At 71.0% G+C, this 23,926-nt stretch carries 20 protein-coding genes; 6 read left to right on the top strand and 14 right to left on the bottom strand.

The annotated features are described in order from the left end of the window. Positions 1 to 370 precede the first annotated feature (370 nt). Both purU and OHT77_RS20255 read right to left on the bottom strand, forming a co-directional pair. Positions 371 to 1,252: a formyltetrahydrofolate deformylase gene (purU, locus tag OHT77_RS20250; RefSeq protein ID WP_328829953.1), complete on the bottom strand. Its 882-nt coding sequence runs from the start codon at positions 1,250 to 1,252 to the stop codon at positions 371 to 373. A gap of 120 nt (positions 1,253 to 1,372) precedes the next feature. Beyond that, on the bottom strand, positions 1,373 to 1,873 hold the full coding sequence (locus OHT77_RS20255; RefSeq protein ID WP_266771278.1) for an SCO4402 family protein: 501 nt from the start codon (positions 1,871 to 1,873) through the stop codon (positions 1,373 to 1,375). A gap of 117 nt (positions 1,874 to 1,990) precedes the next feature. Here OHT77_RS20255 and OHT77_RS20260 point away from each other — a divergent pair, with 117 nt between their 5' ends. After that, positions 1,991 to 3,301: an ABC transporter substrate-binding protein gene (locus OHT77_RS20260; protein ID WP_328829954.1), complete on the top strand. Its 1,311-nt coding sequence runs from the start codon at positions 1,991 to 1,993 to the stop codon at positions 3,299 to 3,301. 100 nt (positions 3,302 to 3,401) lie between these two features. Here OHT77_RS20260 and OHT77_RS20265 read toward each other — a convergent pair whose 3' ends face one another. Beyond that, positions 3,402 to 5,129, bottom strand: coding sequence for a hypothetical protein (locus tag OHT77_RS20265; RefSeq protein WP_328829956.1), 1,728 nt, complete (start codon positions 5,127 to 5,129; stop codon positions 3,402 to 3,404). A gap of 200 nt (positions 5,130 to 5,329) precedes the next feature. Next, positions 5,330 to 6,715, bottom strand: coding sequence for a transcriptional regulator (locus tag OHT77_RS20270; protein WP_328829957.1), 1,386 nt, complete (start codon positions 6,713 to 6,715; stop codon positions 5,330 to 5,332). 256 nt (positions 6,716 to 6,971) lie between these two features. Between OHT77_RS20270 and OHT77_RS20275 the strand changes: the two genes are divergently transcribed. The 3 genes from OHT77_RS20275 to OHT77_RS20285 all read left to right on the top strand — a co-directional run bounded on the left by OHT77_RS20275 (position 6,972) and on the right by OHT77_RS20285 (position 10,093). Further along, positions 6,972 to 7,634, top strand: a complete 663-nt coding sequence (locus OHT77_RS20275; RefSeq protein WP_328829959.1) for a bifunctional DNA primase/polymerase — start codon at positions 6,972 to 6,974, stop codon at positions 7,632 to 7,634. A gap of 84 nt (positions 7,635 to 7,718) precedes the next feature. Further along, a complete protein-coding gene (locus OHT77_RS20280) occupies positions 7,719 to 8,489 on the top strand; it encodes an ABC transporter ATP-binding protein (protein ID WP_328829960.1) in 771 nt (256 codons plus the stop codon). Further along, a complete protein-coding gene (locus tag OHT77_RS20285) occupies positions 8,486 to 10,093 on the top strand; it encodes a transporter (protein WP_328829961.1) in 1,608 nt (535 codons plus the stop codon). Before OHT77_RS20280 ends, OHT77_RS20285 begins: the two co-directional genes overlap by 4 nt. A gap of 135 nt (positions 10,094 to 10,228) precedes the next feature. Here OHT77_RS20285 and OHT77_RS20290 read toward each other — a convergent pair whose 3' ends face one another. Continuing rightward, entirely contained in the window at positions 10,229 to 11,086 is an 858-nt protein-coding gene (locus OHT77_RS20290) for an alpha/beta fold hydrolase (RefSeq protein WP_328829962.1), read from the bottom strand. Between the two features lie 620 nt (positions 11,087 to 11,706). After that, positions 11,707 to 12,399 carry a metal-dependent transcriptional regulator gene (locus OHT77_RS20295; protein ID WP_019057324.1) on the bottom strand — a complete coding sequence of 231 codons (693 nt, stop codon included), beginning with the start codon at positions 12,397 to 12,399 and terminating at the stop codon, positions 11,707 to 11,709. A gap of 283 nt (positions 12,400 to 12,682) precedes the next feature. Between OHT77_RS20295 and OHT77_RS20300 the strand changes: the two genes are divergently transcribed. Continuing rightward, positions 12,683 to 13,438, top strand: coding sequence for an SIS domain-containing protein (locus OHT77_RS20300; protein ID WP_328829963.1), 756 nt, complete (start codon positions 12,683 to 12,685; stop codon positions 13,436 to 13,438). A 69-nt stretch (positions 13,439 to 13,507) separates the two neighbouring features. On the opposite strand, the gene OHT77_RS20305 is transcribed toward OHT77_RS20300, so the two are convergent. From OHT77_RS20305 to pdxH, 3 genes are all read right to left on the bottom strand, one after another. Next, positions 13,508 to 14,929, bottom strand: coding sequence for a PAS domain-containing protein (locus OHT77_RS20305; RefSeq protein WP_328829964.1), 1,422 nt, complete (start codon positions 14,927 to 14,929; stop codon positions 13,508 to 13,510). Positions 14,930 to 15,065: 136 nt separating this feature from the next. Next, on the bottom strand, positions 15,066 to 15,512 hold the full coding sequence (locus tag OHT77_RS20310) for a GNAT family N-acetyltransferase (RefSeq protein WP_328829965.1): 447 nt from the start codon (positions 15,510 to 15,512) through the stop codon (positions 15,066 to 15,068). Positions 15,513 to 15,849: 337 nt separating this feature from the next. Further along, positions 15,850 to 16,533, bottom strand: a complete 684-nt coding sequence (pdxH, locus tag OHT77_RS20315; protein ID WP_405880445.1) for a pyridoxamine 5'-phosphate oxidase — start codon at positions 16,531 to 16,533, stop codon at positions 15,850 to 15,852. A 172-nt stretch (positions 16,534 to 16,705) separates the two neighbouring features. Between pdxH and OHT77_RS20320 the strand changes: the two genes are divergently transcribed. Further along, the gene (locus OHT77_RS20320; protein ID WP_266771263.1) at positions 16,706 to 17,818 is read left to right on the top strand and encodes a citrate synthase 2; all 1,113 of its coding nucleotides are present in this window, start codon (positions 16,706 to 16,708) and stop codon (positions 17,816 to 17,818) included. Between the two features lie 91 nt (positions 17,819 to 17,909). Here the strand turns inward: OHT77_RS20320 and OHT77_RS20325 are convergent, their stop codons facing one another. From OHT77_RS20325 to OHT77_RS20345, 5 genes are all read right to left on the bottom strand, one after another. Further along, the gene (locus OHT77_RS20325) at positions 17,910 to 18,536 is read right to left on the bottom strand and encodes a TetR/AcrR family transcriptional regulator (RefSeq protein ID WP_328829967.1); all 627 of its coding nucleotides are present in this window, start codon (positions 18,534 to 18,536) and stop codon (positions 17,910 to 17,912) included. Then, the gene (locus OHT77_RS20330) at positions 18,524 to 19,261 is read right to left on the bottom strand and encodes an enoyl-CoA hydratase family protein (protein ID WP_328829969.1); all 738 of its coding nucleotides are present in this window, start codon (positions 19,259 to 19,261) and stop codon (positions 18,524 to 18,526) included. The genes OHT77_RS20325 and OHT77_RS20330 overlap by 13 nt, the downstream gene beginning before the upstream one ends. Beyond that, complete coding sequence (locus OHT77_RS20335) at positions 19,258 to 20,826, bottom strand: 4-coumarate--CoA ligase family protein (RefSeq protein WP_328829971.1); 1,569 nt, start codon at positions 20,824 to 20,826, stop codon at positions 19,258 to 19,260. The genes OHT77_RS20330 and OHT77_RS20335 overlap by 4 nt, the downstream gene beginning before the upstream one ends. A 45-nt stretch (positions 20,827 to 20,871) precedes the next feature. After that, positions 20,872 to 22,002 carry an acyl-CoA dehydrogenase family protein gene (locus OHT77_RS20340; protein WP_328829972.1) on the bottom strand — a complete coding sequence of 377 codons (1,131 nt, stop codon included), beginning with the start codon at positions 22,000 to 22,002 and terminating at the stop codon, positions 20,872 to 20,874. 70 nt (positions 22,003 to 22,072) lie between these two features. Beyond that, complete coding sequence (locus OHT77_RS20345; protein WP_328829973.1) at positions 22,073 to 23,923, bottom strand: acetyl/propionyl/methylcrotonyl-CoA carboxylase subunit alpha; 1,851 nt, start codon at positions 23,921 to 23,923, stop codon at positions 22,073 to 22,075. Positions 23,924 to 23,926: the final 3 nt, after the last annotated feature.

Raw genomic sequence — 23,926 nt, forward strand, 5'->3', positions numbered from 1 at the left:
AGCGGGGGCTGGTCGCGCAGTTCCCCGCGCCCCTGAGGGGGTTCGGTTGCGGGGCGGGTGCGGGTGGTCGGTGGTTGCTCGCGCAGTTCCCCGCGCCCCTAAGACAGCTTCCGTTTGGGGGCGGGTGCGGGTAGTTCGTGGTTGCTCGCGCCGTTCCCCGCGCCCCTGAAACGGGGCCTGGGTTACGAAGGGGCGCGGGGAACGGCGCGACCAGCCACGACGCACCCGCAGGCGAACCCCCTCAGGAACGCGAGAACCCGCGCGCACCTCACACACACCCCGAACCCGAACCCCCTCAGGGGCGCGAGGAACTGCGCGACCAGCCACAACGCAGCCGCAGCCGCCGACGAATCGGCAACCCGGCGCGCTCCTAGGCGAAGACGACCGTCCGGCGGCCGTTCAGGAGGATTCGGCGTTCCGCGTGCCATTTGACGGCCCGCGCCAGCGCCTGGCATTCGACATCGCGGCCGATCGCGACCAACTGGTCCGGGGTGACGTCATGCCCCACCCGCTCGACCTCCTGCTCGATGATCGGCCCCTCGTCGAGGTCCGCGGTGACATAGTGCGCCGTCGCCCCGATCAGCTTCACACCCCGCAGATGAGCCTGGTGATACGGCTTCGCACCCTTGAAGCTCGGCAGGAAGGAGTGGTGGATGTTGATGATCCGCCCACTGAGCGCCTTGCAGAGATCGTCGGACAGGACCTGCATGTACCGCGCGAGGACGACGAGTTCGACGTTCTCCTCACGGACCAGGTCGAGCACCCGCGCCTCGGCCTCCGCCTTGTTCTCCTTCGTCACCGGAATGTGGTGGAAGGGAATGTGGTACGACTCCACCAGCTCAGCGAAGTCCGTGTGGTTGGACACCACCGCCGCGATCTCCACCGGCAACGCCCCGATCCGCGCCCGGAACAACAGGTCGTTCAGACAGTGCCCGAACTTGCTGACCATGAGCACGACCCGCATCCGGTCCGCGGCCCGGTTGATCTGCCAGTCCATGTGGAACGAGTCACCGATCGCCGCGAAACTCGCCCGCAGCTTCTCCGCCGTCACCGGCGACTCCGCCGAGAAGTGGACGCGCATGAAGAACAGCCCCGTGTCGTGGTCGCCGAACTGCTGGCTGTCCTCGATGTTGCAGCCGGTCATGAAGAGGTAGCTGGACACGGCGTGCACGATGCCCTGCTTGTCGGGACACGACAGGGTGAGGACGTACTGGTCGGCGTCTGCCGCGGCGGGGGTGGACTGCGCGTTCATGCCGGACAGGGTCCCATATCCCCCTGACCGGACACATCGCCGTCCGCCACCCGGACCTACGAAAAGAACTGCGCGACCAGCCCCCACGCACCCGCCCTCACGGACGACCGCACCCCGCCCTTACGCAGACCGCGTCATGATCTGCAAAACCTCGAGCGTCCGCGGCGGCACATCCGGATCCTCCCCGTCACTCACCGCCATCCGAACATGCGCGTCCCGCGCCGCCCGCACCGCCTCCGGCCAAGCCTGGTGGTCGACGTACGCGGAGACCTGCGCGTCGGGACCCACCTGGTGCATGATCCGCAGAACACGCAGCACCGCGGTGTCGACGAGCGCCGCCTCCTGGGAGTCACGGAAGATCGTGCCGACGTACTTCTCGGCGGACCAGTTGTCGAGCCAGGTGTCCTCGACGAGTCGGTAGACGGCGTCGGTGACGTCGCCGTACCCGTCGACACCTGCCAGCCAGACGTTCTGCTGGAACGCCGGGTCGGAGAGCATGTGCAGCGCGGAACGCACGTTGCTGCGCCAGCGCCACCAGGGCATGTCGTTCAGTGGCATGCCGCCCATGGTGGAGGAGCGACGGGGGCGACGGGAAGAGTTCTCCGAACCTTGCACGGTCATCGATCGTACGTTCCTCGTCACACGCACAGGAACACCCCCCGTAATTCACCCCCACGTCACCATCCGTTGACCCCGAGTCACTCCTTGGTTAGCGGTGTGGCGGAAGCGTGTGTGGACATGACCGGCAGGCGACGCAACCGCAGCACCTTCCTCCCCACCCTCACCCGGCCCGTCAGAGCAACCGCCCTGTCGGCGGCGGCCCTGGGGGCGTGTGCGTCCCTCCTCGCCGGCTGCGGGGTCATCCCCGGTGTCACGGGGGGCTCCGGGGGCGACTCCATCACCGTCATGACGTGGGCGCCGTGGGACACCAGTGCGACCAACAAGCCCGGCATGCCCGCCATGGCGACGGCGTACGCGAAGTGGATCAACAAGCACGGCGGGATCAACGGCCGCAAGCTCAAGGTCCTGACCTGCAACGACCACAACACGAACGTGTCGGCGGCGAAGTGCGCCCGGGAGGCCGTGGCGAAGAACGTCGTCGCGGTCGTCGGCTCCTACAGCGAGTTCAGCGACTCGTTCTTCGCCCCGCTGGAGGGCGCCGGCATCCCCTACATAGGCGGCTACGGCGTCACCACCGAGGAGTTCACCCGCGCCCTGTCCTACCCCGTCAACGGCGGCCAGCCCGCGCTCCTGGCTGGCCTCGGCAAGGAACTCGGCCCGGCCTGCGGCCCGGTGACCCTCGTACGGCCCGACTCCATCGCGGGCGACGACCTGCCCCCGCTGCTCAACGCCGGGCTCGCGGCGGGCGGGCACGCGGCGGCGACCGACCAGCTCGCGGCCGACGACGCCACCGAGTACTCCAGCCAGTCGACGCGGGCGCTGGAGAGCGCGACCAGCGGCTCGGGCAAGGAGGGCTGTGTGGTGCCCTCGCTCGGGGACCGTACCGACACCTTCATGGACTCCTTCCGGCGCGACCGCCAGGACTATCCCGCGGTGCACGCCGCGACCGTGCTCGGCAGTGTCGACCAGACCGAGATCAACTCGACGGGCGGGCAGTCCGGGCCGTACGAGGGGTCGTACATCACGGGCTGGTACCCGGTGGCGAGCGACGCGCGCTGGGACCCGATGAAGAAGGCCGTCAACGAGGTGGCCTTCGGCGACAACCGCATCGACCCCGCGGACGCGGGCGTGCAGACCACCTGGATCGCGTACACCGCGTTCAAGGCCGTCGTGAACTCGCTCGGCAGCGGCGACGTCACCTCCGACACCGTGCGCCGCGCCCTCGACGACGGCGTGAAGGTCAACACGGGCGACCTGACCCCGACCCTCCAGTGGAGCTCCCGCGACGACAACCTCGCGTCGGTAGGCCTGTCCCGGCTGGTGAACGCCAGCGTGACCCTCCAGGTCGTCCGCAAGGGAGTCCTCGTCTCGGCGAAGAAAGGCTTCTTCGACATGACGAGCACGCTGGAGAGCGCGGATCTGGATTAGCGGACCTGGATTAGCGGATCTGGGCTAGCGGATCTGGGTTGGCGGATCCGGATCAGGGGGCCGGCGCGGGTCCCTTCCGAGGGCCCGCGCCCGCCATGCCTCAGAGTTGCGTCGGCTGGCGCTGGGTCAGGCCGTACGTCTTCGCGATCGTGTTCCAGAGGGCCGCGGCCTTGACCTTCTGGTTGCTGGCCACGCCGCTTGCCGCGTTGCCCGCGCCGGTCTGGGCGGTGGTGCGGGCCTGGCCCTTCTTGCAGCCGTGTTTGCCGGCGGCCTGGTCGGCCCAGGTCGCGTAGTGGTTGTCGGCCGAGGCCGACGCCTTCCACGCGCTGGTGAGGGCGGTCGTCAGGGCCGCGTTGTCCGGCAGCTTGTCCACGCTGAGCTGGGACAGCTTGGTCACCAGTTCGCCGCGCTGCTTGGCCGCGTCCCGCAGGTCGGAGGCCGACTCGCCGAGCTTGTTGCAGGCCTTCACATTGCCGACGGCGTTGATCACCGAGGCACGGCTGCTGCCGCTGTCGGCGAGCAACTTGTCCAGGGCCACGGCCTGTTCCTTGGCCGCGTCGGTGCCCGACGAGGACGAACCGTCCGTGGCGGCCGACGTCGCGGCCACCGTCTTGTTGTCGTCGCTCTTGCCGCCGCCCCCGCTGAGCAGCGCCCCGGCGCCGACCCCGAGGATCGCGATGCCGATCCCGACCCCGGCGATCAGCGGCACCCGCGAACGGCGCCCGCCCCGGCCGCCGTCATCGCCCTGCGCGCCGCGTCGGCCACCGCCGTCCCCGGGCGGTGCGTACGACGGCTGTGCGTACCCCTGCTGCCCGTACGGCGGCTGACCCTGACCGTACCCCTGCTGTCCCTGCTGCTCCGCGCGCGGCGGCTGCTGGAAGCGGGGCATCTGCTGGGTGGACCCGGCGGCCTGCTCGCCCCCGGCGTCGCTGCGGAAGAGGTTGTCGAACTCGGCGGGCGGCTGCCGGTCGTCCGGCCCGCCCGGCCGCACCCCGTACCCGGGAGCGGCACCCTGCGCGGGCACCGGCGGCAGGAACTGCGTGGGCTGCGCGTCGGGGTGGGCGTCCTGCGGCATCGGCCCGGCGGGCACCTCGGGCGGCAGCGCCCCGGACGTGACGGGCGGCAGGAACTGCGTCGCCCCCTCGTCCATGGGCGCGGCCGGCACCGGCGGCAGGAACTGGGTGGCGCCTTCGTCACCGGGCACGTTGGCCACCGGCGGGATGTACTGCGTGGCCCCCTCGTCGGCGGGCGGCAGCGGGGCGCTCGGGAATGCGGCAGGCAAGGGGCTGGAGGACGGCTGGTGCCCCTCGGAGGCGGAACCGCCGTATCCGTAGCCGTAGTTCTGCGCGGCGCCCTGGGGTATCGCGGGCGGCTGCTCGGCCGCGTAGCCCGCGCCGACGTACCCGGCCGCGGGCTCCTGGGCGTACCCCGACGGGTACTCCTGGGCGTACGACTGCTGCTGCACGCCGTAGGCGGCGTGCTGGGCGCTCTCCTCGGGCAGCGCGCCCGGCCGGCCCGGGATGCCGTCCTGGGCGCCCCACGCGGGCTGCTCGGGGGCGGCACCCCACTGCTGCTGCTCGCCCCAGCCCTGGCCCGGCGGCGGGGCCGGGCTCTGGTGCTGCTGCTGGTCGTGCTGGTCCGGGCCCCAGGGCCCGCCCCAGGACTGACCGCTGGTCGGGGGTGCTATCGACGGCTGCCCGGCCGACTGCTGGTTACCGCGTCCGCCCGTCATACCCGGCAGGAGGGGTTCACCTCCGTCGGAGGGCAGCACGATGCCTTCGCGCGCGGGCCGCGCCGAGGGCTCCTCGCCCTGTCCACTCTGCGTCACCGGGACTCCTACGAATGGGGGACCTACGGGATCGTCGGCTCACGCTACCGGGTACCCCGAGCCCGGTGCCACGCAGCACTGGACTGGACCTGCCCTCTTGTGACGGCGGTAACAGTCCCTGACCCGCATCCGCTCCAAGTGCCGCTGTCCGCACTCCTTTCCGCACCGGAGCGGTGTTCACCTGCCGGTCCCCCCGCCGTTCACGCGGCGGCCTGCAACTCCATCCGCGCCCCGAACTCCCTTACCACCGGCTCGTCCCGGTACGGTTCGAGCCGCTGCTGGAAGTCGTCGAGATACTCGGCGCCCCGGTTGGACCGCAGCGAACCGAGCAACTCCACCGCTTTCAGGCCCGTGTTGCAGGCCTGCTCGACCTCGCGCTGCTGCACCTGCGCGCTCGCCAGCAGCACATATCCGATGGCCCGCCGTCGCGCCCGCGACTCCGGGTGCCCGTCCAACGACTCCTGCGCGCACCGCGCCGCCGCCTCGGCCTGGCCCAGGTCGCGGTGGCAGTGCGCCAACTCGTCGGCGAGATAGGCCTCGTCGAAGTGCCCGATCCACGCCGGGTCGTCACCGGACGACGGATCAGCCGCGTCCAGCGCGCTCACCGCGCGCCCCGACGCGAGCTGCGCGGACCGCGCGTCCCCCATCAGGGCGTGCCCGCGCGCCTCCGCCGCGTAGAACATCGCCTCGGCCCGCGGGGTCACGCGCCCCCGTGCCCCCTCCTGCGCCGCCCGCGCCAACTGGGCGATCTCACGCGGGTTTCCGAGCTGCGCGGCCAGGTGACTCATGGACGCGGCGAGCACATAGCCGCCGTATCCCCGGTCCCCCGCCGCCTGCGCGAGCCGCAGCGCCTGGATGTAGTACCGCTGCGCCAGGCCGGGTTGACCGGTGTCGACGGCCATGTAGCCGGCGAGTTCCGTCAACCGGGCGACGGCGGCGAAGAGTTCACGCCCCACGGCTTCCCGGTACGACCCCGCCAGCAGCCCGGAGACGACGCTGTTGAGGTAGTGCACGACGACCGGGCGCACATGCCCGCTGCCGTACTGGTGGTCCAGGTCGCTCAGCGCCTGCGTCATCGCGCGCACGGCCGCCACGTCGGACTGCCCGACCCTCGGCCCCGCCGCACGGGCGACCTGCGAGTCCGGCGAGGAGATCAGCCAGTCACGGCTCGGCTCGACCAGCGCGGACGCGGCGACCGACGAACCGGACAGGAAGTCCCGCCGCCCCACGTCGCTGCGCCACAGCTCACACACCTGCTCGATGGCCCCGAGGACGGTCGGCGAGAACTGCAGGCCCACGCCCGACGCGAGGTTCTTGCCGTTGGCCATGCCGATCTCGTCGATCGTGACCGTACGGCCCAGCTTGCGGCCCAGCGCCTCGGCGATGATCGCCGGCGCCCGCCCTCGCGGCTGCTGTCCCCGCAGCCAACGGGCCACGGACGTCTTGTCGTAGCGCAGGTCGAGACCGTGCTCGGCGCCGCACATGTTGACCCGGCGGGCCAGCCCGGCGTTCGAGCACCCCGCCTCCTGGATGAGCGCCTGCAGCCGTTCGTTCGGCTGCCGCGCGACAAGTGGCCTTGCGGCCATGGCGTACCCCCTGGGAACAACCCCTGAAGCGAAAAGATCCGGCCGTGAAGATCAATGCCCAGCGAACGTGGCGAAAATGCGAAGCATGCGAAGAATGCCGGGGTAAAAGCTGGTGCCCGCCCCACACGTGGCTACCCAGCTACCGCCGTCGTTCCTCCCGCGCGCCCCCGCACATGCCTCCATGCGCCCCAGTTGCGGAATCGATGCCCCTCCCCCGCGCGCGCTACCCCCGTAACTCCAGGTGGGTGCGGGAGTTGTGTTGGGCGTGGAAGAGACGATCGCGGGCACCGAAGCCGCTCAGATTCCGAAGCAGCGCGGGGAATCGCTGCTGGAGACAGCCGTACGCTACGCCGAGGAGCGCCACTGGGACGTCTTCCCCGGCACCTGGCTGGAAGCCGTCGACGGGGTGCAGCACTGCTCCTGTGGCGACACCGCGTGCGCCGCACCCGGCGCACACCCGGCGCGTGAGGACTGGGCGACCCAGGCGACGGGCAGTGCGACGGTCGCGCGGCGGATGTGGCAGAAGCAGCCGGCGTCCTCGATTCTGCTGCCCACGGGGCGGACGTTCGACGCGATTTCCGTCCCGGAGAGTTCGGGGTTTCTCGCGCTCGCCCGGATGGAGCGGATGGAACTGACGCTGGGGCCTGTGACGTTGACGCCCGCACGGCGGATGGAGTTCTTCGTTCTTCCCGGGGCTTCGGTGAAGGTGCCGGATCTGGTGCGGCGGATCGGGTGGGCGCCTGCTTCTCTTGATCTGGTGGTGCTGGGTGAGGGTGCGTATGTGGCTGCGCCGCCTACGCGGTTCGGGTCCCGGGGGGCTGTGCAGTGGGCCTGTCGGCCGACTGCGGCGAATCGGTGGTTGCCGGATGCGGAGGAGTTGATCTCGCCGCTCGCCTATGCGTGTGGGAGGGATCGGTAGTCGCGCGAGTGCGGGTTCGGTGGGGGCTGGTCGCGCAGTTCCCCGCGCCCCTTGGGTGGGGCACCTGACCGTAGGCTGCACGGCATGACGTCGGCTGTGAGTGTGCGTGGGCTCTGGAAGCGGTTCGGGCAGCAGGTTGCTGTCGCCGGGATCGATCTTGAGCTGCCTGCGGGGAAGTTCATCGGGCTGGTCGGGCCCAATGGGGCCGGGAAGACCACCACCCTCTCCATGGTGACCGGGTTGTTGCGGCCCGATCAGGGGAGCGTCGCGGTCGTCGGGCACGACGTGTGGCAGGACCCCGTGGCCGTGAAGGCGCGGATCGGGGTGCTGCCGGAGGGGCTGCGGCTCTTCGAGCGGCTGTCCGGGCGTGAACTCCTCGCGTACAGCGGGCGGTTGCGGGGGCTGCCCGGTGCCGAGGTCGACAAGCGGGCCACTCAACTCCTCGACGTGCTCGACCTGGCCGGGGCCCAGCACAAGCTGGTCGTCGACTACTCGACCGGTATGCGCAAGAAGATCGGGCTCGCCGCCGCTCTCCTCCACAACCCCGAAGTCCTCTTCCTGGACGAGCCGTTCGAGGGCGTCGACCCGGTCTCCGCGCAGACCATCCGGGGCGTCCTGGAGCGCTACACCGCCTCCGGCGCCACCGTCGTCTTCTCCTCCCACGTCATGGAACTCGTCGAGTCCCTCTGCGACTGGGTCGCCGTGATGGCCGCCGGCCGCATCCGCGCACAGGGCACGCTCGCCGAGGTCCGCGGTGAATCCCCCACGCTCCAGCAGGCGTTCCTCGAACTCGTCGGCGCCGGCGCCCGCGACCACGGTTCCGACCTCGACTGGCTGGGCGGCGGCACCCGATGACCGACACCACGGCACCCGCCTCGATCACCCCGGTCGTCGTCCGCCTGAAGCTGTCCCTGCTCCGCAACGGCCTCCGGCAGTCCGGTGGCCGCCGGGCCGCGTACGTCGCGTCGGCGGTCGTGGCGCTGCTGATCGCCGCGCTCCAGCTGATCGGGCTGATCGCGCTGCGCGGGGACGCGAGCGCGGTCTCCGTGGTCGTCCTCCTCGTCGCCGTACTGGGGCTGGGCTGGGCGGTGATGCCGCTGTTCTTCCCCTCCGGCGACGAGACCCTCGATCCAACTCGCCTGGTGATGCTGCCCCTTCGGCCCCAGCCCCTCGTACGGGCGCTGCTGGCGGCCTCGCTGGTGGGCATCGGGCCGGTGTTCACGCTGGTGCTGCTGCTCGGTTCGGTGATCGCGGTCGCGCACGGCGCCGCCGCCTACGTCACCGCGGTGGTGGCGGTCGCCCTCGCGCTGCTGATCTGCGTGGCCCTCGCCCGGGCGGTCGCCGCCGCCAACATCCGCCTGCTGACCAGCCGCAAGGGCCGCGACCTCGCGGTGCTGAGCGGGCTGGTGATCGCGGTCGGCGCGCAGGTGGTCAACTTCGGTGTGCAGCACCTCGGTTCGAACGGCCTGTCCCAACTCGACCCGGCGGCAGAGGTGTTGCGCTGGGTGCCACCGGCGACGGCGGTCGGCGCGGTGGACTCGGTGAGCAAGGGTTCCTACGGCCTGGCAGCCGCCCAACTCGTGCTGTCCGTGGCCGCGTTGGCGGCCCTGGTCGCCCTCTGGTCCGGCAGCCTGACCAAGCTGATGACGGCACCGGACGGCTCGACGATCCAGTCCGCGGAACCGGCGGCGAAGGAGAAGGCATCCGCAGGAGGACTCTCCCGCCTCCTCCCCTCGGGCCGCACGGGGACGGTCATGGAACGCAGCCTGCGGTACGTGTGGCGCGACCCCAAGACCAAGGCGGCTTGGGTGACGTCACTGGCGATCGGTCTGATCGTGCCGGTGTTCAACGCGTTGCAGGGCACCGGCTCGGTGTACTTCGCGTGCTTCGCGGCCGGGATGCTCGGCATCCAGATGTACAACCAGTTCGGCCAGGACACGTCCGCGTTCTGGATGGTCGCGATGACGATCTCCACGACCCGGGACGCCTATGTCGAACTCCGGGCACGCGCACTGGCGTTGCTGGTGATCACCCTGCCGTACACGGCGCTCGTGACCATCCTGACGACAGCGCTGCTCGGCGACTGGCACCGGCTCCCCGAGGTCCTCGGCCTGTCCTTCGCCCTCCTCGGCGCGATGCTCGCCACCGGCGCCTGGACCTCGGCCCGCTTCCCCTACTCCATCCCCCAGGGCACCCACAAGAACGTCGCCCCCGGCCAGGCCGGCCTCGCCTGGATCTCCATCTTCGGCGGCATGATCTCCGCGGCCCTCCTCTGCTCCCCCGTCATCGCCCTCACCATCTGGGCGAACGTCAGCGCGGACGGCGACCAATGGAGCTGGGCACTGCTGCCCGCAGGGGCGGCATACGGAGCGGCCCTGACCTACGCGGGCCTACGCCTGGCAGCCCCCGGAACAGCAAGACGCCTCCCGGAAATCCTGGCGGCGGTCAGCAAGGGGTGACTTCCAAGCACCGGGCAGGGCACTCCCCTCAGGGGCGCGGTGCTGTGTCGATGTGCGGCTCCGCCGCGTGGGCGCGACCAGCCACAGCGCACCCGCACCCGCCCCCCGACAGACCCCCCACCCCCCTAGGCGATCTCACACCAGCACCCCGTCAAGAAACGGCTCAATAGCCGCCCGCCAGGCCACCGGCTGGTCATAGTGCACAAGATGCCCGGCATCAGCCACCTCCGCGTACTCCCCCCGCGGAAGCACCCGCACCATCTCCTGCGCCTCAGCCCGCCCCAACTCCCCGTCCAGCCCCCGCACCACCAGCGCGGGACACTGCACCTGCGCCAGCTCCTCCCAGTGCGCGTCGTACACCCACGTCTCCCGGGACTTCAGCATCTGCTCGGGCTCGAACACCGGCCGCCACCCGTCGGCGGACTCCTGCATGACCTCGGCGTAGAACTCCCCCCGTGAGGGATGGGGCCGCTCCACCCACGGATCGTCCTCGCCGAACCACTTGCGGACGTCCGCGAGCGTGGCGAAGGGAACGGGCCACGACTTGAACCAGTCGGCCCACTCCCGCTGCGAGGCCGCGCCCAGCGCGGACGCCCGCATGTCGCAGATGATCAACCCCCGCACCAGATCGGGCCGTTTCGCCGCGAGCTGCCACGCCGTCAGCGCACCCATCGCATGGCCGATGAGGACGACCGGCGCGAGCCCGAGCTGCTCCAGCGCGGCCTCCGCGTCCTCGACGTAGGCCTCGCGGGTGAAGGCCGCCCGCGGCGGCTTCTCGCTGCGGCCGTGGCCGCGCTGGTCGAGTGCGACGGCACGGTGCCGTTCGGAGAGCCAGCGGGCGGTGGACGCCCAGTGCGAGGCACGGCCCATCAGGCCGTGCAGTAAGAGAACTCCGGGTGCTCGCTCGATCTCCCCCGACTTGGGCGGGTCCGCGAACTCCCATGCGGCCAGGCGTACGCCGCCTGCTCCGGTCACGTCGATGCGCCGCGCCATTGGTCCTGGCACCCCCCTAGCTCCGCACGGACCGCTCGCTCCCGCTTCGAGCCCCCGGTCCTGTGAACCACGCTCTGCCGCTTGTGCCGTTGCTCGGTGCTTGTGTCTCTCCTCTTCTGCCCTCGTTCCGCGCTTCTGACCGCTGCCCTGCTCCCCCGCCGCGCGCCGGGTGCCGTGTTTCTTCCTACAGCGCACGCCCCGCGCGTTTCATCCCCCGCAGGTTATCGAATACGAATTCGAAAATGCCGTCCGCGGCCGCAACACCCCTCGTTCGAGTGACCCGGCGCCAGGAATGATCGCCGCCGCCGAGGGGAGATCTTCTGCGGGAGGCGGACCGCTCGGGGAAAACGGTCCGAGGGGAATGACCTTGAGAGCTCGGGGCTCCGGGTCAGCACAGGGGAGGACAGGCCCCGGCGCCGTGCGGCGCCGGGGCCCTCTCCACGTCTTCGGCACATCCTCCCGCCCCCTCACGGTCATATGCCTCACGCGACAGCCTGGCACGCGAAACGTCCGAGCGCTGCGATTCGGCGCACTGAATCCTGGATTCGCCGGGATCGCCGACGGCCCCGCCGCGATGCCGCAACTACCCGTCGCGCCCCAGGAGTTGGACGAGCCGCAGCTCAGCGCTTGGCGACGAACACGTGCGACGCGATCTCCGACTCCAGCTCGGCCGCCTCGCCGCCGCTGCCCACCAGCACCCCGCCCGCCGACTCCGTCACACTCACCACCGAGCCGGGCTGCACGCCCGCGCGGCGCAGCGTGTACATCAGCTGGGCGTCCGTCTGGATGGGCTCGCCGATCCGCCGTACGACGACGGTCTTGCCGTCGACTCCCGGGTCGAGGTCGGCCAGCGAGACCATGCCCTCGTCCAGGAACGGGTCCGCGCCGTCCTTCTCGCCCAGCTCCTCGAGGCCGGGGATCGGGTTGCCGTACGGCGACTCCGTGGGGTGGCGCAGCAGCTCCAGGACGCGGCGCTCCACAGCCTCGCTCATCACGTGCTCCCAGCGGCAGGCCTCGGCGTGCACCTGCTCCCACTCCAGGCCGATCACGTCGACGAGCAGACACTCGGCGAGCCGGTGCTTGCGCATCACGCGGGTGGCGAGCCGACGGCCCTCGTCGGTCAGCTCCAGGTGGCGGTCGCTGGCCACGGCCACCAGGCCGTCGCGCTCCATGCGCGCCACCGTCTGGCTCACCGTGGGCCCGCTCTGGTCGAGCCGCTCGGCGATGCGGGCGCGCATGGGGACCACACCTTCCTCCTCCAGCTCGAGGATGGTGCGGAGATACATCTCCGTGGTGTCGATCAGTCCGGACATACGTGCCCCTCGATTACCTCTGCCCGAAGCTCGACGGCTCCGCGGCGCGTGCGCTGGCCCTGGACTCAATTCTGACGCATACCACTGACAACCGTGCCGCGCCGCCGAAACCGGCCGGTCACGGCCGCCCTCGGCACCCCTCCCAGGGTGCTCCGCGCCTGCTCCGCGGCGGGCCCGGCACGGGCTCCGCGGCGGCCGGGATCGCCATGGTCGCCGTATTGACATCCCGATGGTCCAGACCGCACGGTGATCCGCGACACACCCTCACCGAGGAGGCTTCCGCATGAGCGACCGTACGCCGGCCGGCCAGTTCTTCGACGCCGCGATCACCCTGCTCCAGCGGGTCCGCGACGAAGAGGCCGAGCCCGTCCGGGCGGCCGGCACGCTCCTCGCGGACACCGTGGCCGGGGGCGGGCGCCTGTTCGCGTTCGGCGCCGGGCACTCCTCGCTCGCGGCCCAGGACGTCGTCTACCGCGCGGGCGGGCTCGCCCTGATGAACCTGCTCACGGTTCCCGGAGTCGTCGGCGTCGATGTCATGCCGGCCACGCTGGGCTCCGCCCTGGAGCGCGTCGACGGCCTCGCGAGCGTGGTCCTGGAGACCTCGCCGCTGCGGGAGGGCGACGCCCTGGTGATCATCTCGCTGTCGGGGCGGAACGCGCTCCCCGTGGAGATGGCGATGAAGGCCCGCTCCCTGGGCGTGCGGGTCATCGGCGTGACGTCGGTGGCGTACGCCTCGGAGACGACCTCACGGCACACCTCGGGGACGTACCTCAAGGACCACTGCGACGTCGTCCTCGACTCGAAGATCGCGATCGGTGACGCGGAACTCACCCTCGACACCATCCCGGCCCCCTTCGCCCCCGCCTCCACGGCCGTCACCACGGCCCTCCTCCAGGCGGTCATGGCAACGGCGGCCGCGACCCTGGCCGACCGCGGCATCGAGCCGCCCCTGCTGCGCTCCGGGAACGTCGACGGCGGCCACGAGTGGAACGGCCGCGTCTTCGAGGAGTACCGCGACCGGATCTTCTACCAGTACTGAGCAGCCTCTTCTACGGCCGCCGGGTGCTCTTCCCCGGCCGCTGAGCGGGCCCTCGGCCTGGCCGCCCGCTCACTTCTCGCCGATCCGCTCCGCGAGATCCAGCGCCGCCGCGATCCGTACGGCGACGTCCTCGGCGTAGATCGAGTCGGACCGTTCGAACTGGCTGCGCCCCGCGCCCCGCAGGAACGTCACGACGCCCAGGGTCCGCCCCCGGCTGCGCAGGACCGCGCACAGGGCGTGCACGGCGTCCGTGGGCCACTGGCGGACGCGGGCCCACTCGCGGGCCTGCTCGGGCGGGGCGGTGCCGATGCTGGCCCGTACGGAGCCGACGCGATCGACGCACTGGAGGGCAGGATGGCCCTCTCCGTAGCGCACGGGCAGACCGGCCGCGCCGCTGAGGAGGCTGGGACCGGGCGCTCCCGTGGGCGTGGCGGCGACGCGGATGAGGCGTACGGCTGTCGTGCCGTTCCGTAGGCCCTCACCATCGTTCAACGATCCGCCCGCGACCCGGTCGACGAGGGCGTGGTCGGCGAAGCCGGCGAGGGCGAAGTCGAGGTGGACGGTCGCCGCGTCGCGCGGGTCCTCGCACTCGGCGGCGGCACGGGCGGCGCGGTGGAGCTGCTGGGCGCGGAAGCGGAGCAACGAGGCTTCCTGTTCGAGCTGTTTGGCCTCGGTGACGTCCTGGAAGAGCCAGCCGACGCCGAGCGGCACGGGCTCCTCGGTGAGCGGCGAGGCCAGCCGCAGGAACCCGCTGCGCCAGCAGCGCCGCAGGTTGCCCTCCGGGGTCCTCACGCTCACCCAGATCTCCGCGGGCGCGGGCGGCGCGCCCTCGGCGAGCACGTGGGTGAGGGCGGCCTCCAGCTCCTCGACGCCCTGGGCGAGCAGTTCGCCGAGGGGACGGCCGAGGACGGAGGTGCGCCCGGTGCCGAGCGCCCGCGCGGCATGCGAGTTGACGACGGCGGGCCGCAGGTCGGCGTCGACCAGGACCACGCCCCAGGAGGCGTCCTCGAAGAGGGCCTCGCTCAGGGCGATCGACCGCTCCAGGTCGATCTGGGCATGCACTTCGCTGAAGGCGCAGTAGACCCCGGCGGGCTTCCCGTCGGGTCCGCGCACGGCGGCGGACTGGGTCCGCACCAGCACGCGCCCGCCGTCCTTCGTGAGAAGGGCGAATTCGTTGACCTGCCTCCCGGGGGCCTGCATCGCGGACATCAGCCGCGCCTCGACCTCCTCGGCGTCCGCCGTGCGGACGGCCCAGCCGGCCAGCCCGTGCCGCCCGACGGCCTCGGCGGCGGTCCAGCCGAGGATGCGCTCCGCCTCGCGGTTCCAGTGCGTCAGCACCCCGTCCGCGTCGAAGGCACACAGTGCCGCGTCCATGCCGTCGAGCAACGCGGCCAACAGATCCGACCCACCGACGCCCTCGGGCCCGCCGTCCCGCTCGGGCTCGTCGGGACCCAACTCGTCGGTGGTCCCACTACGCCGGGAAGCACTCACCTGGACCCCCTGCAGGCTGCGTCCGCGGACACGACGCGTCGGTTCACTCACTCCCCCTCATTCAACTCGAACGTGACGCAGCACACACCGAGTTCCCGCAAGATTGAAGGAATCGTTGTACGACGGCAAACCGTCCCTACGCCAATCGCATAGTGATCCACAAGTCGCTCTCGCCGTCCAGCACATACCGCTCGGTCTCCACGAACCCGCGGCCCTCCGCGAACCGCACGCCGTCGGTGTTGGCGGCCAGGAGGACGGTCTCGACCGCGCCGGCGCCGAGCGCACGCGCGTGTGCGAGGCCGTTGTCGTAGAGGGCGGTCCCGTGACCCTGGCGTCGGAACCGGGGCAGCACGCGCGCGATGACGGTCGCCACCGCGTCCTCCCCCTGAGGGGGCCGCACGGTGGAGCAGCCCACGAGGGTGTCCCCCAGGTACGCGTTCTCCAGCCTGTTCCGCCCGCTCCGGTCGCGGACCTCGTCGAGGTCCATCGCGGCGGGCGGCACGATCAGGTTGTGGACGTGGCGCCAGTCCTGGAGCGCGTGCTCCGCGTCCGGTTCCACCAGCTCGATGCGCAGGTCGGTCATGGGCCGGAACCTAGGTGACCAGCGGGTTCGCGTCCAGTGCGTTCAGGGCTCGTAAAAGCGGTTGATCCTGCGGCGGAGGGTTCTTAGGGTGGCGGTACTTCGGAAAGGAGGTGGTTCGGCAGATGTATGGAAACCGGACGGAAGAGGTGGCTGCGGGCTAGTGGCCCGCCGTCGTACTCGGTTCGGCGCCGGACCAGCGTGTGAGAGTTGCACGCAACCGGCCTAACCCAACGCAGTCACCCGACCCGCGAGCTCGCCGGTACGTCCGGCCGGCTCCCCCGCCGTCAGGCGGAGGGACCTGAGCTCGCGGGTCGCTGCGTTTCCCGGGTGCCGCACGTCAGGGGCTCAGGCGCTCCACATGCCAGCTGCCGGACGGCTGGGCGGTGTACCGGAGGCGGTCGTGGAGGCGGTTCTCCCGGCCCTGCCAGAACTCGACCGCCTGAGGAGCGATGCGGAAACCGCCCCAGTGCGGCGGGACCGGCACCTGCTCGCCCTCGGGATAGCGGGCCGCCAACTCCTCGTACGACGACTCCAGTTCGACCCGTGAGGGGATCACCGAGGACTGGGTGCTGGCCCAGGCGCCGAGCTGGGAGCCGTGCGGGCGGGTGCGGAAGTACGCGGCGGTCTCGTCGCGGCCGGTGCGGCGGGCGATGCCGGTGACCAGGACCTGGCGGGCCATCGGGTGCCAGGGGAAGAGCAGCGAGACGTAGGGGTTGGCGCCGAGTTCGCGGGCCTTGCGGGAGTCGTAGTTCGTGTAGAAGACGAAGCCCTGGTCGTCGTAGTGCTTCATGAGGACCGTGCGCGAGCTGGGGCGGCCGTCGGCGTCGGCCGTGGAGACGACCATGGCGTTCGGCTCGTAGACGAGTCCCTGTACGACCGCCTCCTCGAACCAGCGGCCGAACTGTTCCATCGGGCGGCCGGCCAGCTCCTTCTCGTCGAGCCCTGCCACGCGGTACTGCTTGCGCATCGCGGCGGGGTCGAGGCGGGGATCACGGTCGGCGGTGGCATCGCGGTCGGTCACGCGGTCATCCTGCCGTACGACACCTCAAGGCCGGGTACGGTCGCGCGTTCTGGTGGCACTGAGTGCCGTACACCCTCCCCTTGTATGGCACTCGGCGTTATGGTGCTGATGTCTCTACCTTCGGCCCGCGAGTCCCCCGCGACCGTGGAGCCACAGCATGAGGAGCCGCCTGATGTCCGACTTCGACCCCTCCTTTGTTCCCGGACTCGAAGGAGTCGTCGCGTTCGAGACGGAGATCGCCGAACCGGACAAGGAAGGCGGCGCCCTGCGGTACCGGGGCGTCGACATCGAGGATCTGGTCGGTCACGTCTCGTTCGGCAACGTCTGGGGGCTGCTCGTCGACGGCGCCTTCAACCCCGGGCTGCCGCCCGCCGAGCCGTTCCCGATCCCGGTGCACTCCGGGGACATCCGGGTCGACGTCCAGTCCGCGCTGGCCATGCTGGCGCCCGTGTGGGGCCTCAAGCCGCTCCTCGACATCGACGAGCAGCAGGCCCGCGACGACCTCGCCCGGGCGGCCGTGATGGCACTGTCGTACGTCGCGCAGTCCGCGCGCGGGCAGGGGCGGGCGATGGTGCCGCAGAGCGAGATCGACAAGGCGCAGTCCGTTGTCGAGCGGTTCATGATCCGGTGGCGCGGGGAGCCGGACCCGAAGCACGTCGCCGCCGTCGACGCGTACTGGACGTCCGCTGCCGAGCACGGGATGAACGCGTCCACGTTCACGGCCCGGGTCATCGCCTCCACCGGGGCCGATGTCGCTGCCGCGCTGTCCGGGGCGGTCGGGGCCATGTCCGGTCCCCTGCACGGGGGTGCGCCGTCCCGGGTGCTCGGGATGATCGAGGAGATCGAGCGGACCGGGGATGCCGAGGCGTATGTGCGGCAGGCGCTGGACAAGGGTGAGCGGTTGATGGGGTTCGGGCACCGGGTGTACCGGGCCGAGGATCCCCGGGCCCGTGTACTGCGGCGTACCGCGCGGGAGTTGGGGGCGCCGCGGTTCGAGATCGCCGAGGCGTTGGAGAAGGCGGCGCTTGCGGAGTTGCACGCGCGGCGGCCTGATCGGGTGCTGGCGACCAACGTCGAGTTCTGGGCGGCGATCGTGCTGGACTTCGCCGAGGTGCCGGCGCATATGTTCACGTCGATGTTCACGTGTGCGCGTACGGCGGGGTGGTCGGCGCACATTCTTGAGCAGAAGCGGACGGGGCGGCTTGTGCGGCCGTCTGCTCGGTATGTGGGGCCGGAGTCTCGTGGGCCTCAGTCGATCGTCGGGTATGCGGATATCGCCCACTGAGGAGGGGCTGGGGGTGCGTGGGCGAGTGCGGGGCGGATGTGGCTGGTCGCGCCCACGCGGCGGAGCCGCACATCGATACAGCCCCGCGCCCCTAGGTGGGTTCCCCCAGGGCGTGTTCCAGGAGGGCTGCCCATTGGGCTATGACCCTCTCCCTCCTTGCCCTGTCATCAGTGAGCAGGTTGGCCAGGCCCAGGCCCCTTGCCATGTCCAGGAAGCCCTGGACTGTTTCTCTTACACCGGGGTGGGACTCGTCCGCGGCCAGTAGTTCGACGGCGATGCGGTGGGTCTCGCGGCCCACCTTCGCCTCCAACTCTGTTACCTGGGGGCGGAGTTGCTCCTCGTTGGAGGCGGCTACCCAGAGGTGGAGGGCGGCTCGGAACAGGGGGCCCGTGTAGAGGTCGACCAGGGCTTCGAGTACGGCGTGGCGGTCTGTCGCGCCCTCGGGGAACAGGGCGCGGAGGGCCGTGGAGCGTTCCTCGGCCACGTACTCGACGGCTGCCGTGAAGAGGTCCTCGCGGGTCGGGAAGTGGTGTTGGGCGGCGCCTCGGGAGACGCCGGCGCGTTCGGCGACGACGGAGACCGTGGAGCCCGCCCAGCCGTGTTCGGCGAGGCAGGACACGGCGGCTTCCAGGAGGCGCTGGCGGGTGGCCCTGCTGCGGTCCTGCTTGGGTCTGCGGTCGACCCCGCCCGGCGCCGTCGTCGCGCTCACACCACCCATGCGGGATCCCGTCGTTCGAGGAATGCTGTCATCCCCTCGCGGGCCTGCGCGGAGCCGAACAGCCGTGCCGAGAGCGCGGTCAGGTCGGCCGCGTCCCGGTCGAAGGTCTCCAGCACCCTAGCCGTGAGCAGCCGTTTCGTCTCGGCCAGGGCCTCGGGAGCGGACCGGCGCAGGCCGTCGAGGATCGGGGCCAGTACCTCGTCCACGTCCTCTCCCGCCGCCGTCAGCAGACCCGTACGGGTCGCTTCCGTCGCGTCGAAGCGCTCGCCGGTGAGGTAGTAGCGGGCCAGTGCGCGCGGGTCCGTGCGGGGCAGCAGCGGGAGGGAGATCACCGCCGGGGCCACCCCGATGCGTACCTCCGTGAACGCGAAGGTGGCTGACGCGGTCGACGCCGCCGCCATGTCGCAGGCCGCCAACAGGCCTACGCCGCCTGCCCTTACGTGGCCCGTCACCCGGGCGACGACCGGCTTGGGGAGTTCGACGATCTGGCGGAGCAGGGCCACCAGGGACTCCGGGGGCGGGGGATCCCGCAGGTCCGCGCCCGCGCAGAAGGTGTTGCCGGTGTGGGTGAGGACGATCGCGCGTACGTCGGCGTCCTTCGCGCAGTCCGTGAGCGCGTCCGCCAACTCGCTTACCAGCGACGCCGACAGCGCGTTCCTGGTCTCGGGTGCGTCGAGGCTCAGGGTCTCGACGCCACGGGTGCGGGTACGTCCGATCAGGGTCATGCGCGGCCTCGCAGTTCCCGGCGGAGGATCTTGCCGGAGGCGGCTCGGGGGACGGTGTCGATGAAGGTGACGATGCGGACGCGTTTGTACGGGGCGACGCGTTCGGCGACGTACATCAGGACCTCGCTCTGCGAGAGGTCCAGGGCCGTCTGCTGGCGGACCACATAGGCGTGCGGCACTTCGTTGTTGTCGTCGTTGTACTCGCCCACGACGGCCGCGTCGGCGATGCCGGGGTGGGTGAGCAGCAGGGCCTCCAGTTCGGCGGGGGCGACCTGGAAGCCCTTGTACTTGATGAGTTCCTTCACCCGGTCGACGACGAACAGCCAGCCGCCGTCGTCCACATGGCCGACGTCCCCGGTGTGCAGCCAGCCGTCCGGGTCGATCATCGCGGCGGTCTCGTCGGGGCGGCCGAGGTAGCCCTTCATCACCTGGGGCCCACGGATGAGGAGTTCGCCCGCCTCACCGACGCCGAGGTCCTTGTCGGGGTCGTCCAGGGAGACGACCCGCATCTCGGTGCCGGCGATGAGCTTGCCGACGGTTCCCGGGGGCGCCGTGGGCATGTCCCGTACGGGCACCACGTGGGTGCCCGGGGAGAGTTCCGTCATGCCGTACGCCTGGCCCACGGGCGGCAGGCCCAGCCGCTGTGAGCAGGCGGCGGCGAGGTGCGCGTCGAGGGGGGCGGCGGCGCTGATGATGTATTTGAGGGACGAGAGGTCGTACTGCGCGACCGCCGGGTGCTTGGCCAGGGCCAGAACGATCGGCGGGGCCACGTAGAGGCCGGTGATGCGGTGGTTCTCGATGGCCGCGAGGAAGGGCTCCAGGTCGAAGCGCGGGAGGACCACGACCGCCGCGCCCTGCCTCAGGGGGGCGTTCATCAGGGCCGTCAGGCCGTAGATGTGGAAGAAGGGCAGCACGGCGAGGATGCGGTCGCCGGGGCCGGTCGGGACCGCGGGCTCCAACTGGGCCAGGTTCGTGGCTATTTGACGGTGCGTGAGCATCACGCCCTTGGGGGTGCCCGTCGTGCCCGAGGAGTACGGGAGGGCCGCCACGTCCGTCGCGGGGTCGATGTCGACGACCGGCTCGTGGGCCGTGGAGCCGAGCATGTCGGCGAGGGAGCGGTGGCCGGGCGCGCTGTCGCAGACGAATATCTCCTCGACGCCGCCCGCGAGTTCGGCCGCCCGGCGGGCCGCGGCGAGCAGCGGCGACAGGGTCACGATCCAGCGGGCCTCGGAGTCCCGCAGCTGTTTGGCGAACTCCTCCGGCGTGGCGAGCGGGTGCACCGTCGTGACGGAGGCACCCGCGCGCGTCGCGGCGTAGAACGCCAGGGGGAAAGCGACCGTGTTGGGGCTGTGCAGGGCGAGCACGTCCCCCTTGCGCACCCCCGCGTCCGCGAGGCCGGCCGCGATCCGCCGGTGGAACGCGTCGAGTTGGGTGTACGTGAGCGTGGTGCCGTCCGTGCCGTCGACCAGCGCGGGTTCGTCCCCGAACTCGGCCGCCCGGGCCAACACCGCGTCATGGATGGGCAGTTCTACGGCCGGAACGTCTGCGTACTCGCTGCGGAACATGGTTCCTCCTGGCGCGGACTGGCGCGGGCCTGTACTGGCTTGGGGCTAGTACGACTTGGGCAGGCCCAGGGTCTGGTGGGAGACGTAGTTGAGAATCATCTCCCGGCTCACCGGAGCAATACGAGCCACGCGCGCGGCGGTTATCAGCGAGGCGAGCCCGAACTCGCGCGTGAGGCCGTTGCCGCCGAGGGTGTGCACGGACTGGTCCACGGCCCGCACGCACGCCTCACCGGCCGCGTACTTGGCCATGTTGGCGGCCTCGCCCGCGCCGACGTCGTCTCCGGCGTCGTAGAGGTATGCCGCCTTCTGCATCATCAGGCGGGCCAGTTCGAGGTCGATGTGGGCCTGGGCGAGGGGGTGCGCGATCGCCTGGTGGGCGCCGATCGGGGCGTCCCACACGGTGCGGTCGCGGGCGTACTCGATCGCTCGGGCCAGGGCGAAGCGGCCCATGCCGATCGCGAAGGCGGCGGTCATGATGCGTTCGGGGTTGAGACCGGCGAAGAGCTGCAGCAGGCCCGCGTCCTCGTCTCCGACCAGGGCGTCCGCCGGGAGTCGTACGTCGTCCAGGGTCAGTTCGAACTGCTTCTCCGTCGCCTGGAGTTCCATGTCTATCCGGCGGCGGGTGAAACCCTGTGCCTCTCGCGGGACTATGAACAGGCAGGGCTTGAGGCGGCCGGTTCGGGAGTCCTCCGTGCGGCCGACTATCAGGGTCGCGTCGGCCAGGTCCACGCCGGAGATGAAGACCTTGCGGCCGGTGAGGAGCCAGTCCGTGCCGTCTTTTCTTGCCGTGGTGGTGATGCGGTGGCTGTTGGAGCCCGCGTCCGGTTCCGTGATGCCGAACGCCATGGTTCGGGTGCCGTCGGCCAGCGCGGGGAGCCAGGTCTGTTTCTGGGCCTCTGTGCCGAAGCGGGCGATGACCGTGCCGCAGATCGCCGGCGAGACGACCATCATCAGCAGAGGGCAGCCGGCCGCGCCCAACTCCTCCAGGACGATGGAGAGTTCGGAGATGCCACCTCCTCCGCCGCCGTATTCCTCCGGGAGGTTGACGCCCAGGTAGCCGAGCTTGGCCGCCTCGGACCAGAGCTGCTCCCTGTCGTAGGTGCGGCCGTGGCGTTTGCCCAGGGCGGAGACGGCTTGGCGCAGGGCCTTGTGTTCTTCGGTTTCGGTGGTGGGCATGTGACTCCCTCGTCATGGCTGGTCGCGCTCGCGCGGCGGTAGCCGCCTGTCGATACAGTCCCGGGCCCTTTCAGGTGGGCTCTACCACCGCCAACAGAGCTCCGACCTGCACCTGGTGGCCCAAACCGGCGTGGAGGACCGTGAGTCTGCCCGTGACCGGGGCAGTGATCTTGTGTTCCATCTTCATGGCCTCCAGCCACAACAGGGGCGCGCCCGCTGTCACTTGGGCTCCCACCGTCAGACCCTCGGCGACTCTCACCACCGTGCCGGGCATGGGGGCGACGAGGGAGCCGGGGGCCAGTTGGGCTGTCGGGTCGGGGAAGCGGGGCAGGGCTGTCAGGGTCGTCGCGTTCACGTACACCTGGTCGTCGCCGTAGCTCGCGACCTCGAACTTCCGCTGCACGCCGTCCACTTCGAGTACGACTCGGCGCGCGTCCGCGTGCACTACGCGCACCCCGTCCGCCGTCAGGCCCGTCCGCGTGTGGCGGTAGTGGACCTCGTGCTCCTCGCCTGCCATGGCGTAGCGCTTCAGTTGGGGCTGGGACGGGACGTTGCGCCAGGCTCCCCCGAAGCGGGAGCGACCGTGGGTGTCCGCCAGGGCTGCCGCGAGGGGGGCGTGCGGGTCGGGGGTCTGGTGGGTGAGGTCCGGAAGGTGGCGGTCGTAGAAGCCCGTGTCCATGTGGGCCGTCGTGAACTCCTTGTGGCGCAGGGAGTTGACGAGGAGGGCGCGGTTGGTGATGGGGCCGTGGATCGTCGCCCGGTCCAGGGCTCCGGCGAGTTTGCGGAGGGCCTCGGCGCGGGTGGGGGCGTGGGCTATGACCTTGGCGAGCATGGGGTCGTAGTGGACGCCGATCTCGTCGCCGTCGGTGTAACCCGTGTCCAGGCGGACGCCGTTGGGGACGGCGAGGCGGTGCAGGGTGCCGGTCTGGGGGGTCCAGTCGGTCGCCGGGTCCTCCGCGTAGAGGCGGGCCTCAATGGCGTGGCCTTGCGGGCGCGGGGGGTCGCTGTCGAGGGGCTCGCCCTCCGCGACGCGTAGTTGCAGGGCCACCAGGTCGATGCCGAACACGGCTTCTGTGACGGGGTGTTCGACCTGGAGGCGGGTGTTCATCTCCAGGAAGTGGGCCTTGTTGTCGGGGGAGATGAGGAACTCGACGGTGCCGGCGCCCTCGTAGGCGACCGCCCGGGCGGCGCGGATGGCCAACTCGCTTAGTTCTTGGGCCAGTTGGTCGGTGAGGCCCGGTGCCGGGGACTCCTCGATCACCTTCTGGTGGCGGCGCTGGAGGGAGCAGTCCCGGGTGCCGAGGGACCAGACCGTGCCGTGGGTGTCGGCGAGGATCTGCACCTCGACGTGCCGGCCGCCCTCGACGTAGGGCTCGACGAAGACCTCGCCGTCGCCGAAGGCGCTGGTCGCCTCGGCGCGGGCGGCCGTCAACTCGGAGTCCAGGTCGGCGAGTTGTCGTACGACTCGCATGCCGCGACCGCCGCCGCCCGCCGCCGCCTTCACCAGGACCGGGAGGTCGTTCTCGGTGACGTGGTCCAGGGAGGGGATGCCCATGAGGTGCTTGGCGCGGGTCTTGGAGGCCATGGCCTCGATCGCCTCGGGCGGGGGGCCGATCCAGACCAGGCCGGCGGCGAGGACGGCGCAGGCGAAGTCGGCGTTCTCGGAGAGGAAGCCGTAGCCGGGGTGGACGGCGTCGGCGCCTGCCGCGACGGCCGCCTTCACGATCGACTCCCCGCGCAGATAGGTCTCCTGGGGTGTCGACCCCGGCAGCCGTACCGCCGCGTCGGCCAGGCGGGTGTGCAGCGCGTGCTCGTCGGCGTCCGAGTGCACGGCGACCGTACGGATGCCCAGTTCACGGCAGGTACGGAAGACCCGGCAGGCGATCTCGCCCCGGTTGGCGACCAGTACTGTCGAAATCACGTG

It is taken from the genome of Streptomyces sp. NBC_00252 (genome assembly GCF_036187565.1).
In the GTDB taxonomy this organism is placed as follows: Bacteria; Actinomycetota; Actinomycetes; order Streptomycetales; family Streptomycetaceae; genus Streptomyces.

Excerpts from the sequence above, each read along its gene's own strand:
- purU (WP_328829953.1), bottom strand. The coding sequence starts at position 1,252 with ATGAACGCGCAGTCCACCCCCGCCGCGGCAGACGCCGACCAGTACGTC.
- OHT77_RS20255 (WP_266771278.1), bottom strand. The coding sequence starts at position 1,873 with ATGACCGTGCAAGGTTCGGAGAACTCTTCCCGTCGCCCCCGTCGCTCC.
- OHT77_RS20260 (WP_328829954.1), top strand. The coding sequence starts at position 1,991 with ATGACCGGCAGGCGACGCAACCGCAGCACCTTCCTCCCCACCCTCACC.
- OHT77_RS20270 (WP_328829957.1), bottom strand. The coding sequence starts at position 6,715 with ATGGCCGCAAGGCCACTTGTCGCGCGGCAGCCGAACGAACGGCTGCAG.
- OHT77_RS20280 (WP_328829960.1), top strand. The coding sequence starts at position 7,719 with ATGACGTCGGCTGTGAGTGTGCGTGGGCTCTGGAAGCGGTTCGGGCAG.
- OHT77_RS20285 (WP_328829961.1), top strand. The coding sequence starts at position 8,486 with ATGACCGACACCACGGCACCCGCCTCGATCACCCCGGTCGTCGTCCGC.
- OHT77_RS20290 (WP_328829962.1), bottom strand. The coding sequence starts at position 11,086 with ATGGCGCGGCGCATCGACGTGACCGGAGCAGGCGGCGTACGCCTGGCC.
- OHT77_RS20295 (WP_019057324.1), bottom strand. The coding sequence starts at position 12,399 with ATGTCCGGACTGATCGACACCACGGAGATGTATCTCCGCACCATCCTC.
- OHT77_RS20300 (WP_328829963.1), top strand. The coding sequence starts at position 12,683 with ATGAGCGACCGTACGCCGGCCGGCCAGTTCTTCGACGCCGCGATCACC.
- OHT77_RS20310 (WP_328829965.1), bottom strand. The coding sequence starts at position 15,512 with ATGACCGACCTGCGCATCGAGCTGGTGGAACCGGACGCGGAGCACGCG.
- OHT77_RS20320 (WP_266771263.1), top strand. The coding sequence starts at position 16,706 with ATGTCCGACTTCGACCCCTCCTTTGTTCCCGGACTCGAAGGAGTCGTC.
- OHT77_RS20325 (WP_328829967.1), bottom strand. The coding sequence starts at position 18,536 with ATGGGTGGTGTGAGCGCGACGACGGCGCCGGGCGGGGTCGACCGCAGA.
- OHT77_RS20330 (WP_328829969.1), bottom strand. The coding sequence starts at position 19,261 with ATGACCCTGATCGGACGTACCCGCACCCGTGGCGTCGAGACCCTGAGC.
- OHT77_RS20335 (WP_328829971.1), bottom strand. The coding sequence starts at position 20,826 with ATGTTCCGCAGCGAGTACGCAGACGTTCCGGCCGTAGAACTGCCCATC.
- OHT77_RS20340 (WP_328829972.1), bottom strand. The coding sequence starts at position 22,002 with ATGCCCACCACCGAAACCGAAGAACACAAGGCCCTGCGCCAAGCCGTC.